The sequence below is a fragment of the Streptomyces sp. NBC_00887 genome, from assembly GCF_045207585.1.
Genome location: NZ_CP108788.1, coordinates 6,817,350 through 6,832,999 on the forward strand (window position 1 = coordinate 6,817,350; position 15,650 = coordinate 6,832,999).

The 15,650-nt window shown below is 72.9% G+C and carries 8 protein-coding genes; 7 read left to right on the forward strand and 1 reads right to left on the reverse strand.

Features of this window, described 5'->3' with window-relative positions:
- Positions 1–79 precede the first annotated feature (79 nt).
- The gene (locus tag OG844_RS31135) at positions 80–685 is read left to right on the forward strand and encodes a TetR/AcrR family transcriptional regulator (RefSeq protein ID WP_351176335.1); all 606 of its coding nucleotides are present in this window, start codon (positions 80–82) and stop codon (positions 683–685) included.
- 33 nt (positions 686–718) lie between these two features.
- Here OG844_RS31135 and OG844_RS31140 read toward each other — a convergent pair whose 3' ends face one another.
- Positions 719–4,114: a CDP-glycerol glycerophosphotransferase family protein gene (locus OG844_RS31140; protein ID WP_406394758.1), complete on the reverse strand. Its 3,396-nt coding sequence runs from the start codon at positions 4,112–4,114 to the stop codon at positions 719–721.
- Positions 4,115–4,215: 101 nt separating this feature from the next.
- Here OG844_RS31140 and OG844_RS31145 point away from each other — a divergent pair, with 101 nt between their 5' ends.
- The 6 genes from OG844_RS31145 (at position 4,216) to OG844_RS31170 (ending at position 15,603) form a co-directional block, all read left to right on the forward strand.
- On the forward strand, positions 4,216–6,282 hold the full coding sequence (locus tag OG844_RS31145) for a CDP-glycerol glycerophosphotransferase family protein (RefSeq protein ID WP_406394759.1): 2,067 nt from the start codon (positions 4,216–4,218) through the stop codon (positions 6,280–6,282).
- Positions 6,283–6,382: 100 nt separating this feature from the next.
- Positions 6,383–7,117 carry a methyltransferase domain-containing protein gene (locus OG844_RS31150; protein ID WP_406394761.1) on the forward strand — a complete coding sequence of 245 codons (735 nt, stop codon included), beginning with the start codon at positions 6,383–6,385 and terminating at the stop codon, positions 7,115–7,117.
- Between the two features lie 11 nt (positions 7,118–7,128).
- The gene (locus OG844_RS31155; protein WP_406394763.1) at positions 7,129–8,040 is read left to right on the forward strand and encodes a TylF/MycF/NovP-related O-methyltransferase; all 912 of its coding nucleotides are present in this window, start codon (positions 7,129–7,131) and stop codon (positions 8,038–8,040) included.
- Positions 8,041–8,159: 119 nt separating this feature from the next.
- Entirely contained in the window at positions 8,160–11,615 is a 3,456-nt protein-coding gene (locus OG844_RS31160; RefSeq protein WP_406394764.1) for a CDP-glycerol glycerophosphotransferase family protein, read from the forward strand.
- Entirely contained in the window at positions 11,612–14,458 is a 2,847-nt protein-coding gene (locus tag OG844_RS31165) for a CDP-glycerol glycerophosphotransferase family protein (protein WP_406394766.1), read from the forward strand. The genes OG844_RS31160 and OG844_RS31165 overlap by 4 nt, the downstream gene beginning before the upstream one ends.
- Positions 14,455–15,603, forward strand: coding sequence for a glycosyltransferase (locus OG844_RS31170; RefSeq protein WP_406394768.1), 1,149 nt, complete (start codon positions 14,455–14,457; stop codon positions 15,601–15,603). Before OG844_RS31165 ends, OG844_RS31170 begins: the two co-directional genes overlap by 4 nt.
- The last annotated feature ends 47 nt before the right edge of the window (positions 15,604–15,650 follow it).

Consider the following 15,650-nt stretch of genomic DNA (forward strand, 5'->3'; position numbering starts at 1 on the left):
GTATCGTCGCAACGCTGACACTAGGACGTTTGTACGCCGCAACGCAACCGTTTCGTCGTTACGGACTATCATGCGATCCATGACCACCGAACGGGGAACCAGGCGCCGCACGCCGGCAGGCGCCGCCGTGCTGCGCGAGGACGTGACCGACGCCATCCGCGGCGCCGTCTTCGAGGAGCTCGCCGCGGTGGGTTTCGCGCGGATGTCCATCGAGGGCATCGCCCGCCGTGCGGGCGTCGGCAAGACCGCCGTGTACCGCCGCTGGAAGTCCAAGCTCCACCTCGTCCTGGACCTGGTCGCGGCGGTCGCCGCCCAGGGGATGCCCGCACCGGCGACCGGTTCGCTGTACGGGGACGTGCGCGCCGTGCTCGAACTCGCCGCGTATGCCCTGCGCCACCCCGTCGCCTCGCAGGTGATCCCGGACCTGCTGGTCGAGGCGGCACGCAGCCCGGAGATCTCGGACGCCATCAAGGCCGCCCTGCTGGATCAGCAGCAGGGGGTGGCCGCCGTCGTCGTACGCGCGGCCGTGGCCCGGGGCGAACTGCCCGAGGGCAGCGATCCGGACCGTGCGCTGGACCTGATCGTCGGGCCGCTCTACTGGCGCCTCGTCGTGGTCCGCGGTGATCTGCCCAAGGGGTATCTCGACGACCTCGCGGCATCGGCGGTCCGGGCGCTCAAGGCCTGAGCGTGCCGGCCGCGCCGGGAGGGCCGGCAGTGCTCAGGCGCCGTCGCCGAGCAGCCGGTCCGCGACCCGGCCCGCCGCCCCGCCGTCGTCGAGGTCGCAGTGTTCCCGCCGGAAGCTCTCCCGCGCGTCCGCGTGCAGGGCGGCCGTCGCCGGGGCGGCCCGCAGGGCCCGTGCCACCTCGTCCGTGGTGACGAGCAGGGGGCCCGGCGCACGGGCCTCGAAGTCCAGGCAGAAGCCGCGCACCGTGTCCCGGTAGTGCTCCAGGTCGTAGGTGTGGAAGAGCACCGGGCGCCCGGTGAGCGCGAAGTCGAACACCAGGCCCGTGTAGTCGGTGACCAGGACATCGGCGATCAGCAGCAGCTCCGCGGCGCGGGGGTGCGCGGAGACGTCGCGCAGCGCCGGGCCGGCCGGCAGGCTGCCCGTCACCCGCGGATGCCTGCTGACCAGGACCGTGGTGCGGCCGTCGAGCTCGCGCACCAGCGCCGGCAGGTCCAGTGCGGGCTCCCAGCGGTACAGCCGGGGCGAACCGGCCGGCAGGCTGCCCGGGGCGTGGGCGAGATGGTCGCGGTACGTCGGGGCGTACAGCACGACGCGGTGGCCCTCCGGGATGCCGAGCCGCCGGCGTACCCGTTCGGCGGTCTTGTCCCGACCTGCCGCGAACAGCAGGTCATTGGCGGGTGAACCCGCCTCCAGGACCTCCCCGCCGTAGGCCAGGGCGCGCCGCAGGTGCGGGGTGGCGAAGCGGCTGGGGGAGACCAGGACCGACCACTGGGCGGAGCGGTGCGGCAGCGAGGCGAGGTCCTGGTGGTCGGCGTACAGGGTGTCGGCCAGGTCCAGGCCGAACCGGCCCAGCGGGGTGCCGTGCCAGGTCTGCACGACCGTCTGCTCCGGACGGCGCTCGAACCAGGCGGGCAGCGGACCGTCGGTGACGATCCGGCGGGCCCGCGCCAGCGCCTCGTACCAGGCGGTGCCGTGCTCCACGACGGGCACGGCGGTGGGAGGTACCCGGTCCGTGCCCGCGGCGGACCCGTCGGTGACCCAGAGGTGCTCGACATCGGTGCTCCGGCGTACGAGCTCGGCGTGCACGGCGCGTGGGGAGTCACCGCCGGCGTACAGGACGGCGTCCCGGAGCGGCAGCCTGCGCTGCGCCGGATAGTGCGCCGTACGCAGTCGGCCCTGGCGGTACGCGCCCCGCTCGGACTCGCCGAGCGCCGGTTCCGCGTACACGCTCAGCCGGTCGCCGTGACGGCGGTCGAGTCGGAAGCCGGGGGCGGACCCGGCCGTCGACCCGGCGGCGCGGACCGGTAGCCGGGCGGCGAGCGCTGCCCCCAGGCGTACGGGTCGGCCGTCCAGGTGCACTTCCCAGTCGCCCTCACGGGGCGGGCGGGGGAGCAGCGCGGCGAGCCGGTCTCCCCGCCGTTCGGCGGCGACGGCCACCGTCTCGCCCAGGGTGCTGTGCCGCAGGACGAGGGCCCCCGGGGTGCGGGAGAACCCCTCGACGATCAGCCCGTCGCCGGGCGCGGGCTCCGCGTGGTCCACGATCGGGCGGCCGGTCACATCGACCACCAGGTGGCCCGCCGCGTCCGCGAGGGCCGGTGGCGGCAGGTCCGGGGCAGCGGCGAGCGGGACGCGGACGCCGCCGGTCACGAGGGCGGCGCGCCACCGGGTGCCCGGCTCCTGGGTCACCTCACGGGGGGTGCGGTGCACACCGTCCGGCTCGGCGGCCAGCCGTGCGAGGGGGATCCGTACGGTGAACAGGCCGTCGTCCCCGTACCCCACGGGGACGCTGTGCTCGGCCGCTCCGTCCCGGGTCAGTACCAGGGCGGTCGGGCGTGCGGTCCCGTGCAGCCGCCCGGTCAGCTCCAGGGTGTCGCGCCCGCCGTCGTGCGCGAGGGCCAGGGCGGGTAGCCGGCTGATGGTCAGTTCGAGCCTGCCGTCCCGGTAGCCGAGCACCGCCCGCCGCCCGCCCCCCAGGTCGTGGACGAGCGGTTGTGCGGCGGCGGCGTCCACCGCGCGCAGGGCCGCCCGCCGCACGACGCCGTGTCCGGCCACCACCACACCCACCAGCCTCCTGCCCGGCCCCAGCCGCTCCGGGTCCAGGACCATGTCGAAGCCCGCGTAGTCGTAGCAGTGCAGTTCCTGACCGGAGTCGGCGGTCGCCCCGGGCATCCGGACCGTGCGTACGGGCACGGCCCGCAGCCGTCTGCTTCCGGCCGTACGGAGCACTCCCGCCTTCAGCGAGTGCCGGGCCGACTCCGCCGGGAGGTTGCGGATGTACGCGTACCCGCGGAGTGTCAGCTTCCCGTCCTCGCCCCAGGAGGCCCCCACCAGCCGTGCCACCGCGGGGAGATCGCCCCGGCCCAGCCGTGCCCCGGCGCCCTTGCCGCCGGCGACCTCCGGGTGCACCGCCCGGCGCCGCCCCGGCAGGCCCTGCACCGCGAACGTCCCCGTTCCGTTGGTCCGTTCGAACGCGAGGACGGCCAGCAGTTCGTCCAGCCTGCGCTCGCGCACCAGCTGCCACCTGATGCGGGCCTCGGCCGGCAGCCCGGCCGGCACGGCGCTGCCCGCACGGTCGAGGAAGGCGCCCGCGCCGGCCATGAACGCCGTGCGGTAGGCGGGGCCGCCCATCGTGAGCCCCTCCAGGAAGTACACGAAGTCGTCGCGCAGACAGGACGCGTCGTAGCGCCTCTGCTGCACGGGGTCGCGGCGTGCCAGGAACGCGCTGACCTGCTCACAGGCCTCGATCCGGTCCTGTACGCCCTTCACGTCCGTACGCCGCCGGGTGATCGACCCCTCGCGCACCCGCCAGTAGTAGACGTGTTCGCGCAGCACATCCACCGATCCGGCGAGGTAGTGCGCCGGGATCATCACGGGGGTGTCCTCGTAGAGCTTGCCCACGGGGAAGGTGAAGGCGTGCCGGTCCCAGAAGGAACGCCGGAACACCTTGTTCCAGGCGACCCGGTCGGACAGCAGCCGGGCGTCGCGGGTGATGTGGGTACGGGGGCGGTCGGAGGTCAGCCACCGGTACTGCCAGGCCTGCTGCCTCCCCTGCTCGTCCAGCCGCCACACGTTGCCCGTCGCCAGGTCCGAGCCGGTCGACTCCAGGGACGCCACCATCCGTTCGTACGCGTCGTGCACGACGATGTCGTCGCTGTCGGCGAACGCCAGGTAGGGGACGCCGGGGGTGGTGCGGGCGACCCCGGTGTTGCGGGCGGCGCTCAGTCCCGCGTTGGGCTGGTGGACGCAGCGGAAGCGTGCGTCCCGGCGGGTGAAGTCCTCCGCGATCCGGCGGCTGCCGTCCGTCGAGCCGTCGTCGACGAGCACCACTTCGAGCGCGTCGAGGGACTGGCCGGCCAGGGAGGCGAGGCACTCCTCCAGGTACTCCTCGACGTTGTGCACGGGGACGACGACGCTGAGGAGTGGCTTCATGTACGGCTCAACCCGGGTGAGCGCCCCGGGTCACCGGCGCTAACCCGAACGGGTGAAGGTTCGTCCCTGGAGGTGTGGGGTCCGCACTACGCTCGGCTGCCATGCTCCTCAGTGTTGTCGTGCCCGTCCACCGCGTTCAGGGGTACCTGAGGGCGGCCCTGGAGTCCGTGATCGACCAGTCGGTACGGGACTGGGAGCTGATCGCGGTCGACACCGGCTCGCCGGACGGCGGCCTGGCCATCGCACAGGAGTTCGCCGAGCGCGACTCCCGGGTGCGCGTGCTGCACCGGGGCGCTCCCGGGGAGCCGGACTCTTCCGGGGAGCCGGACTCTCCCGGGGGTCCGGGCGCTCCGGGGGGCCCGGGCGTTCCCGGGGGTCTGGGCGCCGCCCGCAACGCCGGGGCCGCCGAGGCCCGCGGGACCTACCTGCTCTTCCTCGACGGGGACGCCCTGCTGCTTCCGGGCGCGCTGGCGGAGATCGCCGAACGGGTGGCGGCGGACCGGCCGGACGTGCTGAGCCTCGGCCACGACCGCGTCGACTGGTGGGGCGAGGTCCGGCCGGGAGACGCCCTTCCCGCGGCCCGCAAGCAGCTCTTCCGCCGCGCGTTCTGGACCGCCCACGGGCTGCGCTTCACCGAGGGGCCGTACGACGACGTCGTGCCCGTCCACCGTGCGGCCCTCCTCGCCTCCGACGCGGGCACCCTCGCCGCACTCGACCGGGTCTGCGTGCGCCACCACCTGCGCCGCACCGGCACGTTCGCCACGACGCCCGGCCGCGCGCACTTCGCCGTCATCGACGTGTACGGGCGGCTGGTCGCCGAGACCGGCGGCGACCCGCGGATCCAGGCCGCCCGCACCGCGCACCTGAGGGCGGTGCTCGACGACCCCGGCCGGATCGCCCCCGCCGACCGTGCGGACTTCTTCCGGGCCGCGGGGCTCCCCGGCCGGTACGCCGCACACCGCGCCCGGGGAGCCGTCCTTGCCCGGCGCACGCGGGCGCGAGCCGCCCTGCGCGCGGGCAGGAAGTCGCTGCGCGCCCGCGTGATGCGGGCCGCCTACCGACTGGACCTCAGGCGGCCGCTGGACCCCGGCCTCGCCGTGTACGGGGCCTACTGGAACCGGGGAGTCGCCTGCAATCCGGCCGCGATCTACGCCAAGGCCCGTGAACTCGTCCCGCACGTCCGCGGGGTCTGGGTCGTCTCCTCCCGCCACCGCGACCGGATGCCGCCCGGGGTGCCGTACGTGATCGAGGGCTCCCGCGCCTACTGGCGGACCATGGCCACCGCCACGTACCTCGTCAACAACTCCAGTTTCCCCGGGGGCTTCACCAAACGCCCCGGCCAGATCTACCTGCAGACCCACCACGGGACCCCGCTGAAGACCATGGGCCTGGACCAGCGCCCGTATCCCGCCCTCACCGGTGGCGTCAGCTTCGAGCGGATCGTGGCCCACACCGACCAGTGGGACTTCAGCCTGTCGTCCAACCCGCACACCACCGAGGTCTGGGACCGGGTCTACCCCTCCTCGTACGTGCACCTGCCGCTCGGCTATCCGCGCAACGACATCCTCTTCACGGCCACCCGGGAGCGGACCGAGGAGATCCGGGCAGGTCTCGGCATCGCCCCAGGCCGGACCGTCCTGCTGTACGCGCCGACCCACCGCGACTACCGGAAGGGCTTCGTCCCACGCCTCGACCTGGAGCGCCTCGCCCGCGCTCTGGGGCCGGAGTACGTGGTGCTGGTGCGGGCCCACTACTTCTACGGGCGCGCGGCCGGACCGGGCGCGGGGGAGCGGGTCGTCGACGTCACCGGACACCCGCGGGTCGAGGAGCTCTACCTGGCCGCCGACGGGCTGATCACCGACTACTCGTCCCTGATGTTCGACTACGCCTGCCTGGACCGCCCGATCATCACCTACGCGCCGGACTGGGCCGCCTACCGTGCCGCACGCGGCACCTACGTCGATCTGTTCTCCGGCCGCCCCGGCGACGCCCCCGGGGCCGTCGCCACCACGGAGGACGAGCTGCGCGAGCTCCTCCTCAGCGGGGCGTGGCGGTCGCCGGACGCGGCCGTGCTGCGCGCCGCGTTCCGCCGCCGGTTCTGCCCGTACGACGACGGGCACGCGGCGGAACGCGTGGTGCGGCGGATTTTCCCCGCCGTACTCGAATGAACCCCGCATCACCCGTACGAGGCGATCCCGCCGTACCCCTGCGAACCCTTGCGTCGTTGTGTCCAACAGCGCGCGCACACCGCAACGTTGGGAGAAGGTCATGCACAGGTCCGCCTACGAGCAGATGGAACTCTGCATCCAGGAGTATCTGCCCAAGTCCCGCAGGCACCGTGTGGTCGACCTCGGTTCGCGGATCTCCGGCAAGCAGACCCGTACGCACCGGGGGCTGCTGGCGGGCCACGACATCGACTACTTCGGTGTCGACGTGCTCGACGGGCCCAACGTCGACGCCGTGATGGGGCGGCCCTACCGGATCCCTGCCAAGTCACGCAGTGCCGATGTCGTCCTGTCCGGCCAGGCGTTCGAGCACATCCCGTTCTTCTGGGTGTCGATGCTGGAGATCGCCCGGGTGCTGAAGCCCGGCGGCTACGCCTTCATCACCGCCCCCTCGCGCGGGCACGCCCACGACGCGCAGGACTGCTGGCGCTACTACCCCGACGGGTTCCGTGCGATGGCCGCCCACTCCCGACTCGAACTCTGCGAGGCGTACACGGACTTCCCGCCCACGAAGGGCATCTGGCACGACTACGGGTCCATCGACGCGAAGGCCGCCTACTGGGGCGACTCCGTCGGCGTCTTCCGCAGGCCGCAGCGTCATCCCCGGCCGGTGGCCCGGCTGAGGAGCCGGCTGGCGATGTTCGCCGTGCGGGAGACGGCGGTGTGGTGGGCCAACCGGGTCGGCGGAGTGGACCGGGTGCCGCTGCCGCGCCCGCTGGACGGGCGTGAGCGGTGCGGGCGCCCGGAGACCCGGCCCGTCACATCAACGACAGGTTGACGAAAGATGACATGAGCCGCAAAACGCGCGTACCCTCCGGCGGCATGGCTTGGCGCAACGCCGTCAACGGCGTCCTTCAGCAACTCACCGGGTACCAGCTCAGGCGCGCGGCCGTGCCCGCTCCCCGCTCCGCCCCGGCGCCGACGACGGGCACGGCGGACCGGCAGCCGGGGGCGACGGTCCCGACGGACCGGCCCGCGGCAGAACTGCCCGCGGCGGCGAAGAGGCCGGCAGCCAAGGCCGCGCCCCGGTTCCCGGCGGACTACGACGACGAGGCGAAGGACATCATCCGTGCGGTGAAGCCGTACACGATGACCTCGCCGGAGCGGCTCAACGCCTTCGTCCTCGCCACCCGGCACATCGTCAAGCACGACATCCCCGGCGACATCGTCGAGTGCGGTGTCTGGCGCGGCGGTTCCATGCAGGCCTGCGCCAAGACGCTGCTGTCGCTCGGTGAGACCGGCCGCGACCTGTACCTCTTCGACACGTACGAGGGCATGACCCCGCCCACCGCGGAGGACCTGCGGCGCGACGGCCGGCCGGCCCAGGAGCTCCTGGACGCCCAGGGCAGGGACCGGCCGATCTGGGCGGTGGCCTCGCTGGAGGACGTACAGGCGGGGTTCGAGGGCGTCCCGTATCCGAAGGACCGGATCCACTACGTGCAGGGCAAGGTGGAGGACACCGTTCCGGAGCAGGCGCCCGGGCAGATCTCGATCCTCCGGCTGGACACCGACTGGTACGCCTCGACCAAGCACGAGCTGGAGCACCTCTACTCGCGTCTGGTGAGTGGCGGGGTGCTCCTGATCGACGACTACGGTTACTGGCAGGGTTCGCGCCAGGCCGTCGACGAGTTCTTGGAGGAGACCGGCGCACAGCTGCTGCTGCTGCGCATGGACGAGGGCCGGATCGCCGTCAAGCCCTGAGCGTTCCGCCGGTACACGCGAGCCCCGTGCCTCCCCGGCACGGGGCTCGTTCGTTAAGCAGAAGACCTGTTGCAGAAGACCAGTTGAGGTTGTCCGCCCGGAAGGATCGTGCGCAGCGCATGGCACCCCGTCTCACCGTCGTCGTCCCGTTCCACAACGTCGAGGAGTACCTCGGAGCCTGCCTGGACTCGCTGGCCGAACAGATCATGACCGACATCGAGGTGGTCATGGTCGACGACGGTTCGACCGACAACGGTGCCGACGTGGCACTGGAGTTCTCCAGGAGGGACTCGCGCTTCCGGCTGATCAGGCAGGAGAACGCCGGGCTCGGCGCCGCGCGCAACGCCGGGGCGGGACAGGCGCATCCGGACGCGGATTTCCTGGCGTTCGTCGACAGCGACGACATCGTCCCGCCCGGCGCCTATGAGCGGATGCTCGGTGAACTCGAGAGTTCCGGCTCGGACTTCGCCACCGGGAACGTGCTCAGGCTGCGTGCGAACGGCGCGCTCGAACAGTCCCCGATGTTCCGCAGGCCGATGGAGAGGGCACGCAGGGCCACGCACGTCACCCGGGACTGGATCCTGCTCGGTGACCGCATCGCCTGCAACAAGGTCTTCCGCAGGTCGTTCTGGGACCGGCACTCCTTCGCCTTCCCGGCCGGAGTCCTGTACGAGGACATCGCGGTGGTCCTCCCCGCGTACTTCCTGGCCCGCTCCGTGGACGTCGTCCAGGAGCCCGTCTACCACTGGCGGGACCGCGACGGTTCGATCACCACCCGGCGCGCGGTGGCCACGGGCATCCGCGACCGGGTCACCGCGGTCTCCACCGTGAGCCGGTTCCTCGCCGACCGCGGCATGACGGAAGCCCGGCGCCGCTACCACGAGCACGTGCTCTCCGGCGATCTGTGGCTGTTCATCGAGGCGCTCCCGGACGGCGACGCCACCTTCAGGGAGGCCTTCCTCACGCACGCGAACGCTTTCGCCGACACCGTCGAACAGGCCGTCCTCGACGCGCTGCCCCTGCATCTGCGGGTCAAGTGGCAGCTGATCCGGGAGCGCAGGATGACGGAGCTGCTCGCTCTCCTCGACCATGAGTCACGCGACCGGGACACCTTCCACGTCCGTGGCCTGCTGCGCCCGAGGGCCCAGTACCCGGGCGTCGACGGGACTCTCCCGCGCCGCGTCACCGCGCTCAGCGGCGCGGACCTCCCCGTGCACGCGCATCTCACCGAGGCCGTGTGGCGGGACGGGAAGCTGCACCTCAAGGGGTACGCGTACGTCCGAAACGCCCCGGGGAAGTCGGCCGGGGCCGGCTGGCTCAGGTCGGGCCGACGGCTGATTCCCCTCCGGATGCGTACGACGGCGACGGACGAGGCGGCGGCGGGATCGGGGCGGTCGCTGCACCACTACGAACGGTCCGGATTCGAGACCGTCGTCGACCCTCGCCGGCTCGCCGCCCGAGGGACGGGCCGGGGCACCCGGACGGTCTGGAAGCTGGAGTCCGTCGTCGTCGGCGGGGGACGGCCGCGCCGGGGGCCGATGCGGCTGCTCGGCAATCCGGCGGCACCGGCCGTGCGGTACGTCGACGAGCGCACCCGGATCGTCCCCGTGCTCTCCGGGAACAAGCTGGAACTGCGGGCCGAGCGGATCGGCGCCGTCCTCGCCGGCCACCGGGCGACGGCCGACGGCGACGGTGTCCGGATCGCGGTACGGCTTCTTGGGGGCGGGGCGCCGACCGCCCTGCGGATCCAGGAGTGGCGTACGAAGGAGACCTGGGAGTTCCCCCTGGTGCTCAGCGAGGAGGGGGCGGGCCCGGACACCGTCTTCGCCGAGGTGCCGCTCGATGCCTTCCGGGGCTCCGACGGCGACTGGGGTGTCCAGCTGGTCGGAGGGGGAGGCCGGCTGACGGTGGCCGCCCGCCCGGAGACCGAAGCCGGCCGGTATCCACTGGCCGGGGGCCGCGAACTGTATGCCGCGGCCAACCCCTCGGGCGACCTGGTCCTCACCGACCGGACCGTGCAGGCCGTCGCCGTACGCCTGTCGTGGACGGACGGCGGCGGTCTCGTCGTCGAGGGGAATCTCCCGGTGGCCGCGGGCCGGCGGGCGGAGCTGTGCCTGCGCCACAGCGGTCACCAGGAGGAGGCCCCCTTCGCCGTGGAGCGCGTGGACGCCGGATTCCGTGCGGTGCTCTCTCCCGCGGCCGTCGAGGGGACCTGGGGCACCCTCCCGCTCGCCGAGGGCCGTTGGTACCCCTTCCTGCGCGAGCAGGGCGAGAGGGACCCGGAGAACTACCTGCCGCTGCGTGTGGCGCCCCAGCTCCACGCCGGTCTGCCGATGCACCGGGAGTCCGGGGGGCGCGGCTTCACTCTGGAGCGCCTCTCGCACGACCGGCTCGCACTGCGGTCCGGGAGCGCCCTGGACGTGCGGGACCGGGGCGCCTACGGGCAGCGCCGGTTGCGCGAGCGCTACGCAGCCGCGCGCGGCGGGGACCTGCGTCCGGCCGTGCTGTACTCCAGCTTCGACGGGCGCCAGTACTCGGACTCGCCGCGTGCCGTGCACGAGGAACTGGCGCGGCGCGCCACCGGTGCCGAGCACCTCTGGGTGGTGCGCGACCAGCAGGCCGCCGTGCCCCCCGGGGTCCGCGCCGTGACCCTGTACAGCGCCGAGTGGTACGAGGCACTGGCCCGCAGCCGATGGATCGTCACCAACACACAGCTGCCCGAGTGGTTCGAACGGGCCGAGGGGCAGTTCGTCGTGCAGACCTGGCACGGCACCCCCCTCAAGCGCATCGGCCGGGACCTGGCAGGCAGCTCCTGCGCGGACACCGCGTACATGGCGTCCCTGCCGCGGCGTGCCGCCCAGTGGAGCGTGCTCGTGTCCCCGAACAGCTTCTCCACTCCGGTCCTGCGCCGCGCCTTCGGCCACACCGGTGAGGTACTGGAGTGCGGCTACCCGCGCAACGACCTGCTGTACGCCCCCGACCGGGAGAAGGTCGCGGCCTCCGTACGGGAGGCGCTCGGTGTACCCGAGGGCAGGCGCGTCGTCCTGTACGCCCCCACGTGGCGCGAGGACGGGCCCAGACGGAGCGGCCGGTACGGCCTCGATCTCCAACTGGACCTGGAACAGGCGCGGAGGGCGCTCGGTGACGACCACGTGCTGCTGGTGCGCCGCCACTACATGGTCGGCGGGAGCGTCCCGGAGAGCGACTTCGTCCGCGATGTGTCGCGCTATCCGGACGTCGCCGAACTGATGCTGATCAGCGATGTCCTGGTCACGGACTACTCGTCCCTGATGTTCGACTTCGCGCAGACCGGCCGGCCGATGCTCTTCCACACCTACGACCTGGAGCACTACCGCGACACCCTGCGCGGCTTCTGCTTCGACTTCGAGGCCAGGGCGCCCGGCCCGCTGATCCCCACCTCGGCCGGTGTCGTCGATGCCCTGCGCGACCCGGAGTGCGCGAGCGCCGGCCACCGTGACGCGTACGCCCGATTCCGTGAGTCGTTCTGCGATCTCGACGACGGTACGGCGGCGGCGCAGGTCGTGGATCTGATGCTGAAGGGGGCGCAGGCGTGAACGCCCCCGACTTCAGCTGTGTGGTCACCGCTGCCGCGGACTCCACGGACGCCGCGGCCCTGCGTGCGTCCGTGGAGTCCGTGCTCGACCAGAGCCTTCGTTCCGTCGAGGCTCTCGTCGTCCTGCCCGAGGGCGGTGACGCCGCCGTCCGCGCGGCGGCCGAATCCCTCACCGGGCTCTCCCCGGACCGGGTCCGTCTCCTCGTCGCCGGGTCGCCTGCCCGCTCCACCGCCGCTCTGCGCAACACCGGCCTGGACGCGGCCCGGGGCACCTACGTCCTCGTGCTCGGCGGCGGCGAACGCCTCCGGCGGCACGCCTGCCGCACCCTCTGGGAGGCGGGCACACGCACCCGCGCCGACCTGGTCGCCGGGTGCTGGAGCCGACTCACCGGGGACGGGGTGAAGGAACAGGAACCGGCCTGGCAGCACACGCTGTTCGCCCGCTCGCGTACCCTCGCCCGATTCACCGACGCCCCCGAACTCTCCGTGCACGACGCGCTCGTGACGGGCTTCTGCCTGCGGCGCGAGGCCCGCGAGCGGCACGGGCTGCGCTACGACGAGGACCTCACCCACAGCGAAACCATGTTCGGCCCCCTGGCGGCGGCGGTGGTCGGCCGGATCGCGCTGGTGCGCCGCCGGATCGTCTCCGGGCAGGCATTACCCGACCGCGGTCCGGGCCTCGCAGGACTCGTCGAGGCCCACCGGCGCGTGTGCCACGTCCTGGTGGCCCAGGGGCTCACCGGCCTGTGCGAGCAGCGTGAACGGGCCTTCCTGACCGACCATCTCGTGCCGCTGGTGCGGTCGTTCCCGGAGCTGCCCGCCGCCGAGCGCGACCGGATCGCCCGGAGGGCGGCCCGGGTGCTGCCGGAGTGCGTGTCCGAACCCGCACTGCTCACCCTGGCGCCCGTCGAACGCGTGGGTGTCCGGCTGCTGGAGCGCGGTGACGCGGACGGGGTGCTCGCGGCGGCGTACGCGCTGCGCAGGCGGGGCACGGTGGCCGCACCGCTCACCACCGGGGACGACGGGCGGGTGTACTGGCAGGGCGAGGAGCAGGATCCCGCACTGGACGTCACCGAACTCGGCCACCAGCACCGTACGTTCGGTGAGCTGAAGCTCATGAACAGGCTCACCCGGTACGAGGCCGGGGGCGGCCGGGTCCTCCTCGAGGGCCGCCTCGTCCTGCCCGCGCACACGGGCCCGGGGGACTCTCCGAGCGCCCGGCTCGAGTTCCGGGTACGGGACGGCTCCCGCACGTTCGGCCTGCCGGTCGACGAACTCCGGCGCGACGCCACCGGAATCAGCTGGCGGACCCGCGCCGACCTCACCCGGATCCTGCGCCCCCTCGGGGCCCGCGACACCGTGTGGGACGCCAGGATGGTGCTGGAGGACGGCCCGGTGCGTTCGGTCAGCGACCTCTTCGCCGCCCACGACCTCGTGGGCCCGGCGGACCGCTCTCCCGCCCTGCCCCGCCTCGGCCGGGCAGCCGGGGACACCTGGCAGCCCTACGTCACGCTCAAGGACCACCTGGCGCTCCGGCTCGAAGCCCGCCGACGCCCCGCCCGCACGGTCCGGCGACTGGTCCACTACGCGACCCACTTCCGCCCCGCACGCAGGGCGAGGCTCCTGACGCGGGCCCTGGGCAGGCGCCGCGACCGGCTGCACGCCCGGGGTCTGAAGGTCTCCGTCTACCACTCCTGGTTCCTTCGGCTGCCCGTACGCAAGGGGTCCGTGGTCTTCGAGAGCCACATGGGCACGTGTTACGGCGACAGCCCCCGGGCCATTCACGAGGAGGTCCGCGGCAGAGGGCTTCCGCTGCGCTGCGTCTGGTCGTACGAGAGCTCCACGGACGGCTTCCCGGCCGGCGCACGGCTCGTGCGCCGCTGGTCGTGGCGGTATCTGTGGGCACTGGCCCGGGCCGAGTACTGGGTCGACAACCAGGGCTTCCCGCAGTCCCTGAGCAAGCCCTCCCGCACCACCTACCTGCAGACCTGGCACGGATCGGCGTACAAGCGCATGGGCTTCGACGAGACCCGGGTGCGCCTGCAGAACGCCCCGCAGCGTGAGCGGCTCCAGGAGGCGGTGCACCGCTTCGACCACTTCCTCGTCCGCTCCGAGCACGATGTGCGCACCCTCGCCCGCGCCTACCGGCTCCCGGAGAGGGCGCTGCTGCGCACCGGCTATCCGCGCAACGACGTCCTGGTGGCCGCACGTGTCAGGGACGAGGCGGAGGGACGGCTGCCGCGGCCGGCGCTCGCCGGGGAACTCGGCCTGCCCGACCACCGGAAGGTGGTGCTCTACGCGCCGACGTTCCGGGGCGGTCCGGGGAAGCGCAAACGCCGACGGCTGCTGCTGGACGCCGCGCGCTTCGCGGAACGCTTCGGGGACGAGTACACGCTGCTGGTCCGTGCGCACTACCTGGAGTCGGCGAGTCTGCCCCCGTGCCCGCCGGGGACGGTCGTGGACGTCTCCGGCCACCACGACGTCAGCGAGCTGCTGGCGCTCGCCGACGTGCTGGTCACCGACTACTCGTCGATCATGTTCGACTACGCGCTCCTGGACCGGCCGGTCGTTCTCTTCGCGCCGGATCTCGACGCGTACGCAGCCGAGCGGGGCAGCTACTTCGACCTGCGTGCCAAGGCGCCGGGTCCGGTGGTGGAGACCGAGGACGAGCTGTTCGGTGTGCTGGCCCGACTGAAGGCGGCGGACACCGGATTCGAGGCGGAACGCAGGGCCTTCGCCGAGGAGTTCGGCGCCTACGACCGGGGAGACGCGGCACGTGCCGTCGTGGACACCGTGTTCGCCCGCCATATGTCCGATGCGCGTACCGGGGAGGTCGGCCGATGAGCCGCAGCCGTGATGTCTTCATCGTCTCGAACAGCACGGACGAACTCGGGGGTGTCACCGCGTGGATGCACCGGACGGCCCGGCTGTTCCAGGAGCAGGGCCACCGGGTCCACACCATCGGCATCCACGCGGCCGAACTGAGGATGGCCCTGCCCGAACCGCCGGGCTACCCCGTCACACCGCTGTACCCGTCCCATCCGCCTACCCCCTGGACCCCCCGGGGTGTGCGGGACCGCTTCCGGTTCACGGCCCGGCGCGACGAGGCGGCCCGCGCGGCCCGCAAACGGCAGGCGGTGGACCGGCTCTCGGAGATCTTCCGTGGCGCCCGGCCCGGCGGAGTGGTGATCGTCAGCCAGGTCTGGGCGATGGAATGGGTCGGTGAGGCGGACACCGCCGGACTGCGGGTTATCGGGATGAGCCATGAGTCCTACGACTACTCCCGTGCGAGCCACCGCTACCGCTGGATCAAGAACCACTACACAGGGCTCGACCACTGGCTCGTCCTCACCGAGGAGGACGCCGACATCTGGGCGGGCGACGGGATGAACAACGTCGGCTTCATGCCCAACGCTCTGGCCGCCCTGCCCGAAGTGCCCTCCCCGCGGCGCGAGAAGGCGGTGGCGAGCATCGGCAGGCTCACCGACCAGAAGGGCATCGACATGCTCCTGGACACCTGGGCGCTGGTGGCCCCGCGGCGCCCCGACTGGCGTCTGGACGTGTACGGGGCGGGTGAGGACGAGGCGGAGCTGCGGGCACAGTGCGCGGACCTGGGCCTGGACGGCTCGGTCGGGTGGAAGGGCCGTACGGACGACGTTCCCGGCGCACTCGCGGCCTCCTCCGTCTTCGTGCAGTCCTCGCGCGGGGAGGGATTCCCGCTGGCGCTGATGGAGGCCATGGCGAGCGGTGTCCCGTGTGCGGCGTTCGACTGCGCACCGGGAGTGCGGGAGATCGTGCGCGACGGTGAGGACGGGCTGCTCGCGCCCGCCGGGGACATCGGTGAGCTCGCCGACCGGCTCCTGCGGCTCACTGGCAATCCACGCATGCGGGACGCGATGGGGGACCGGGCACGGGCCAACGTCCAGCGGTTCTCCGAGGCGGAGATCGTGCGTCGCTGGGAAGAGCTGTTCGCGCTCCTGGAGCGCTGAGCGCTCCAGGAACGCCCGGCGTTCCACGGCGAGGTGTGCGTTCCACG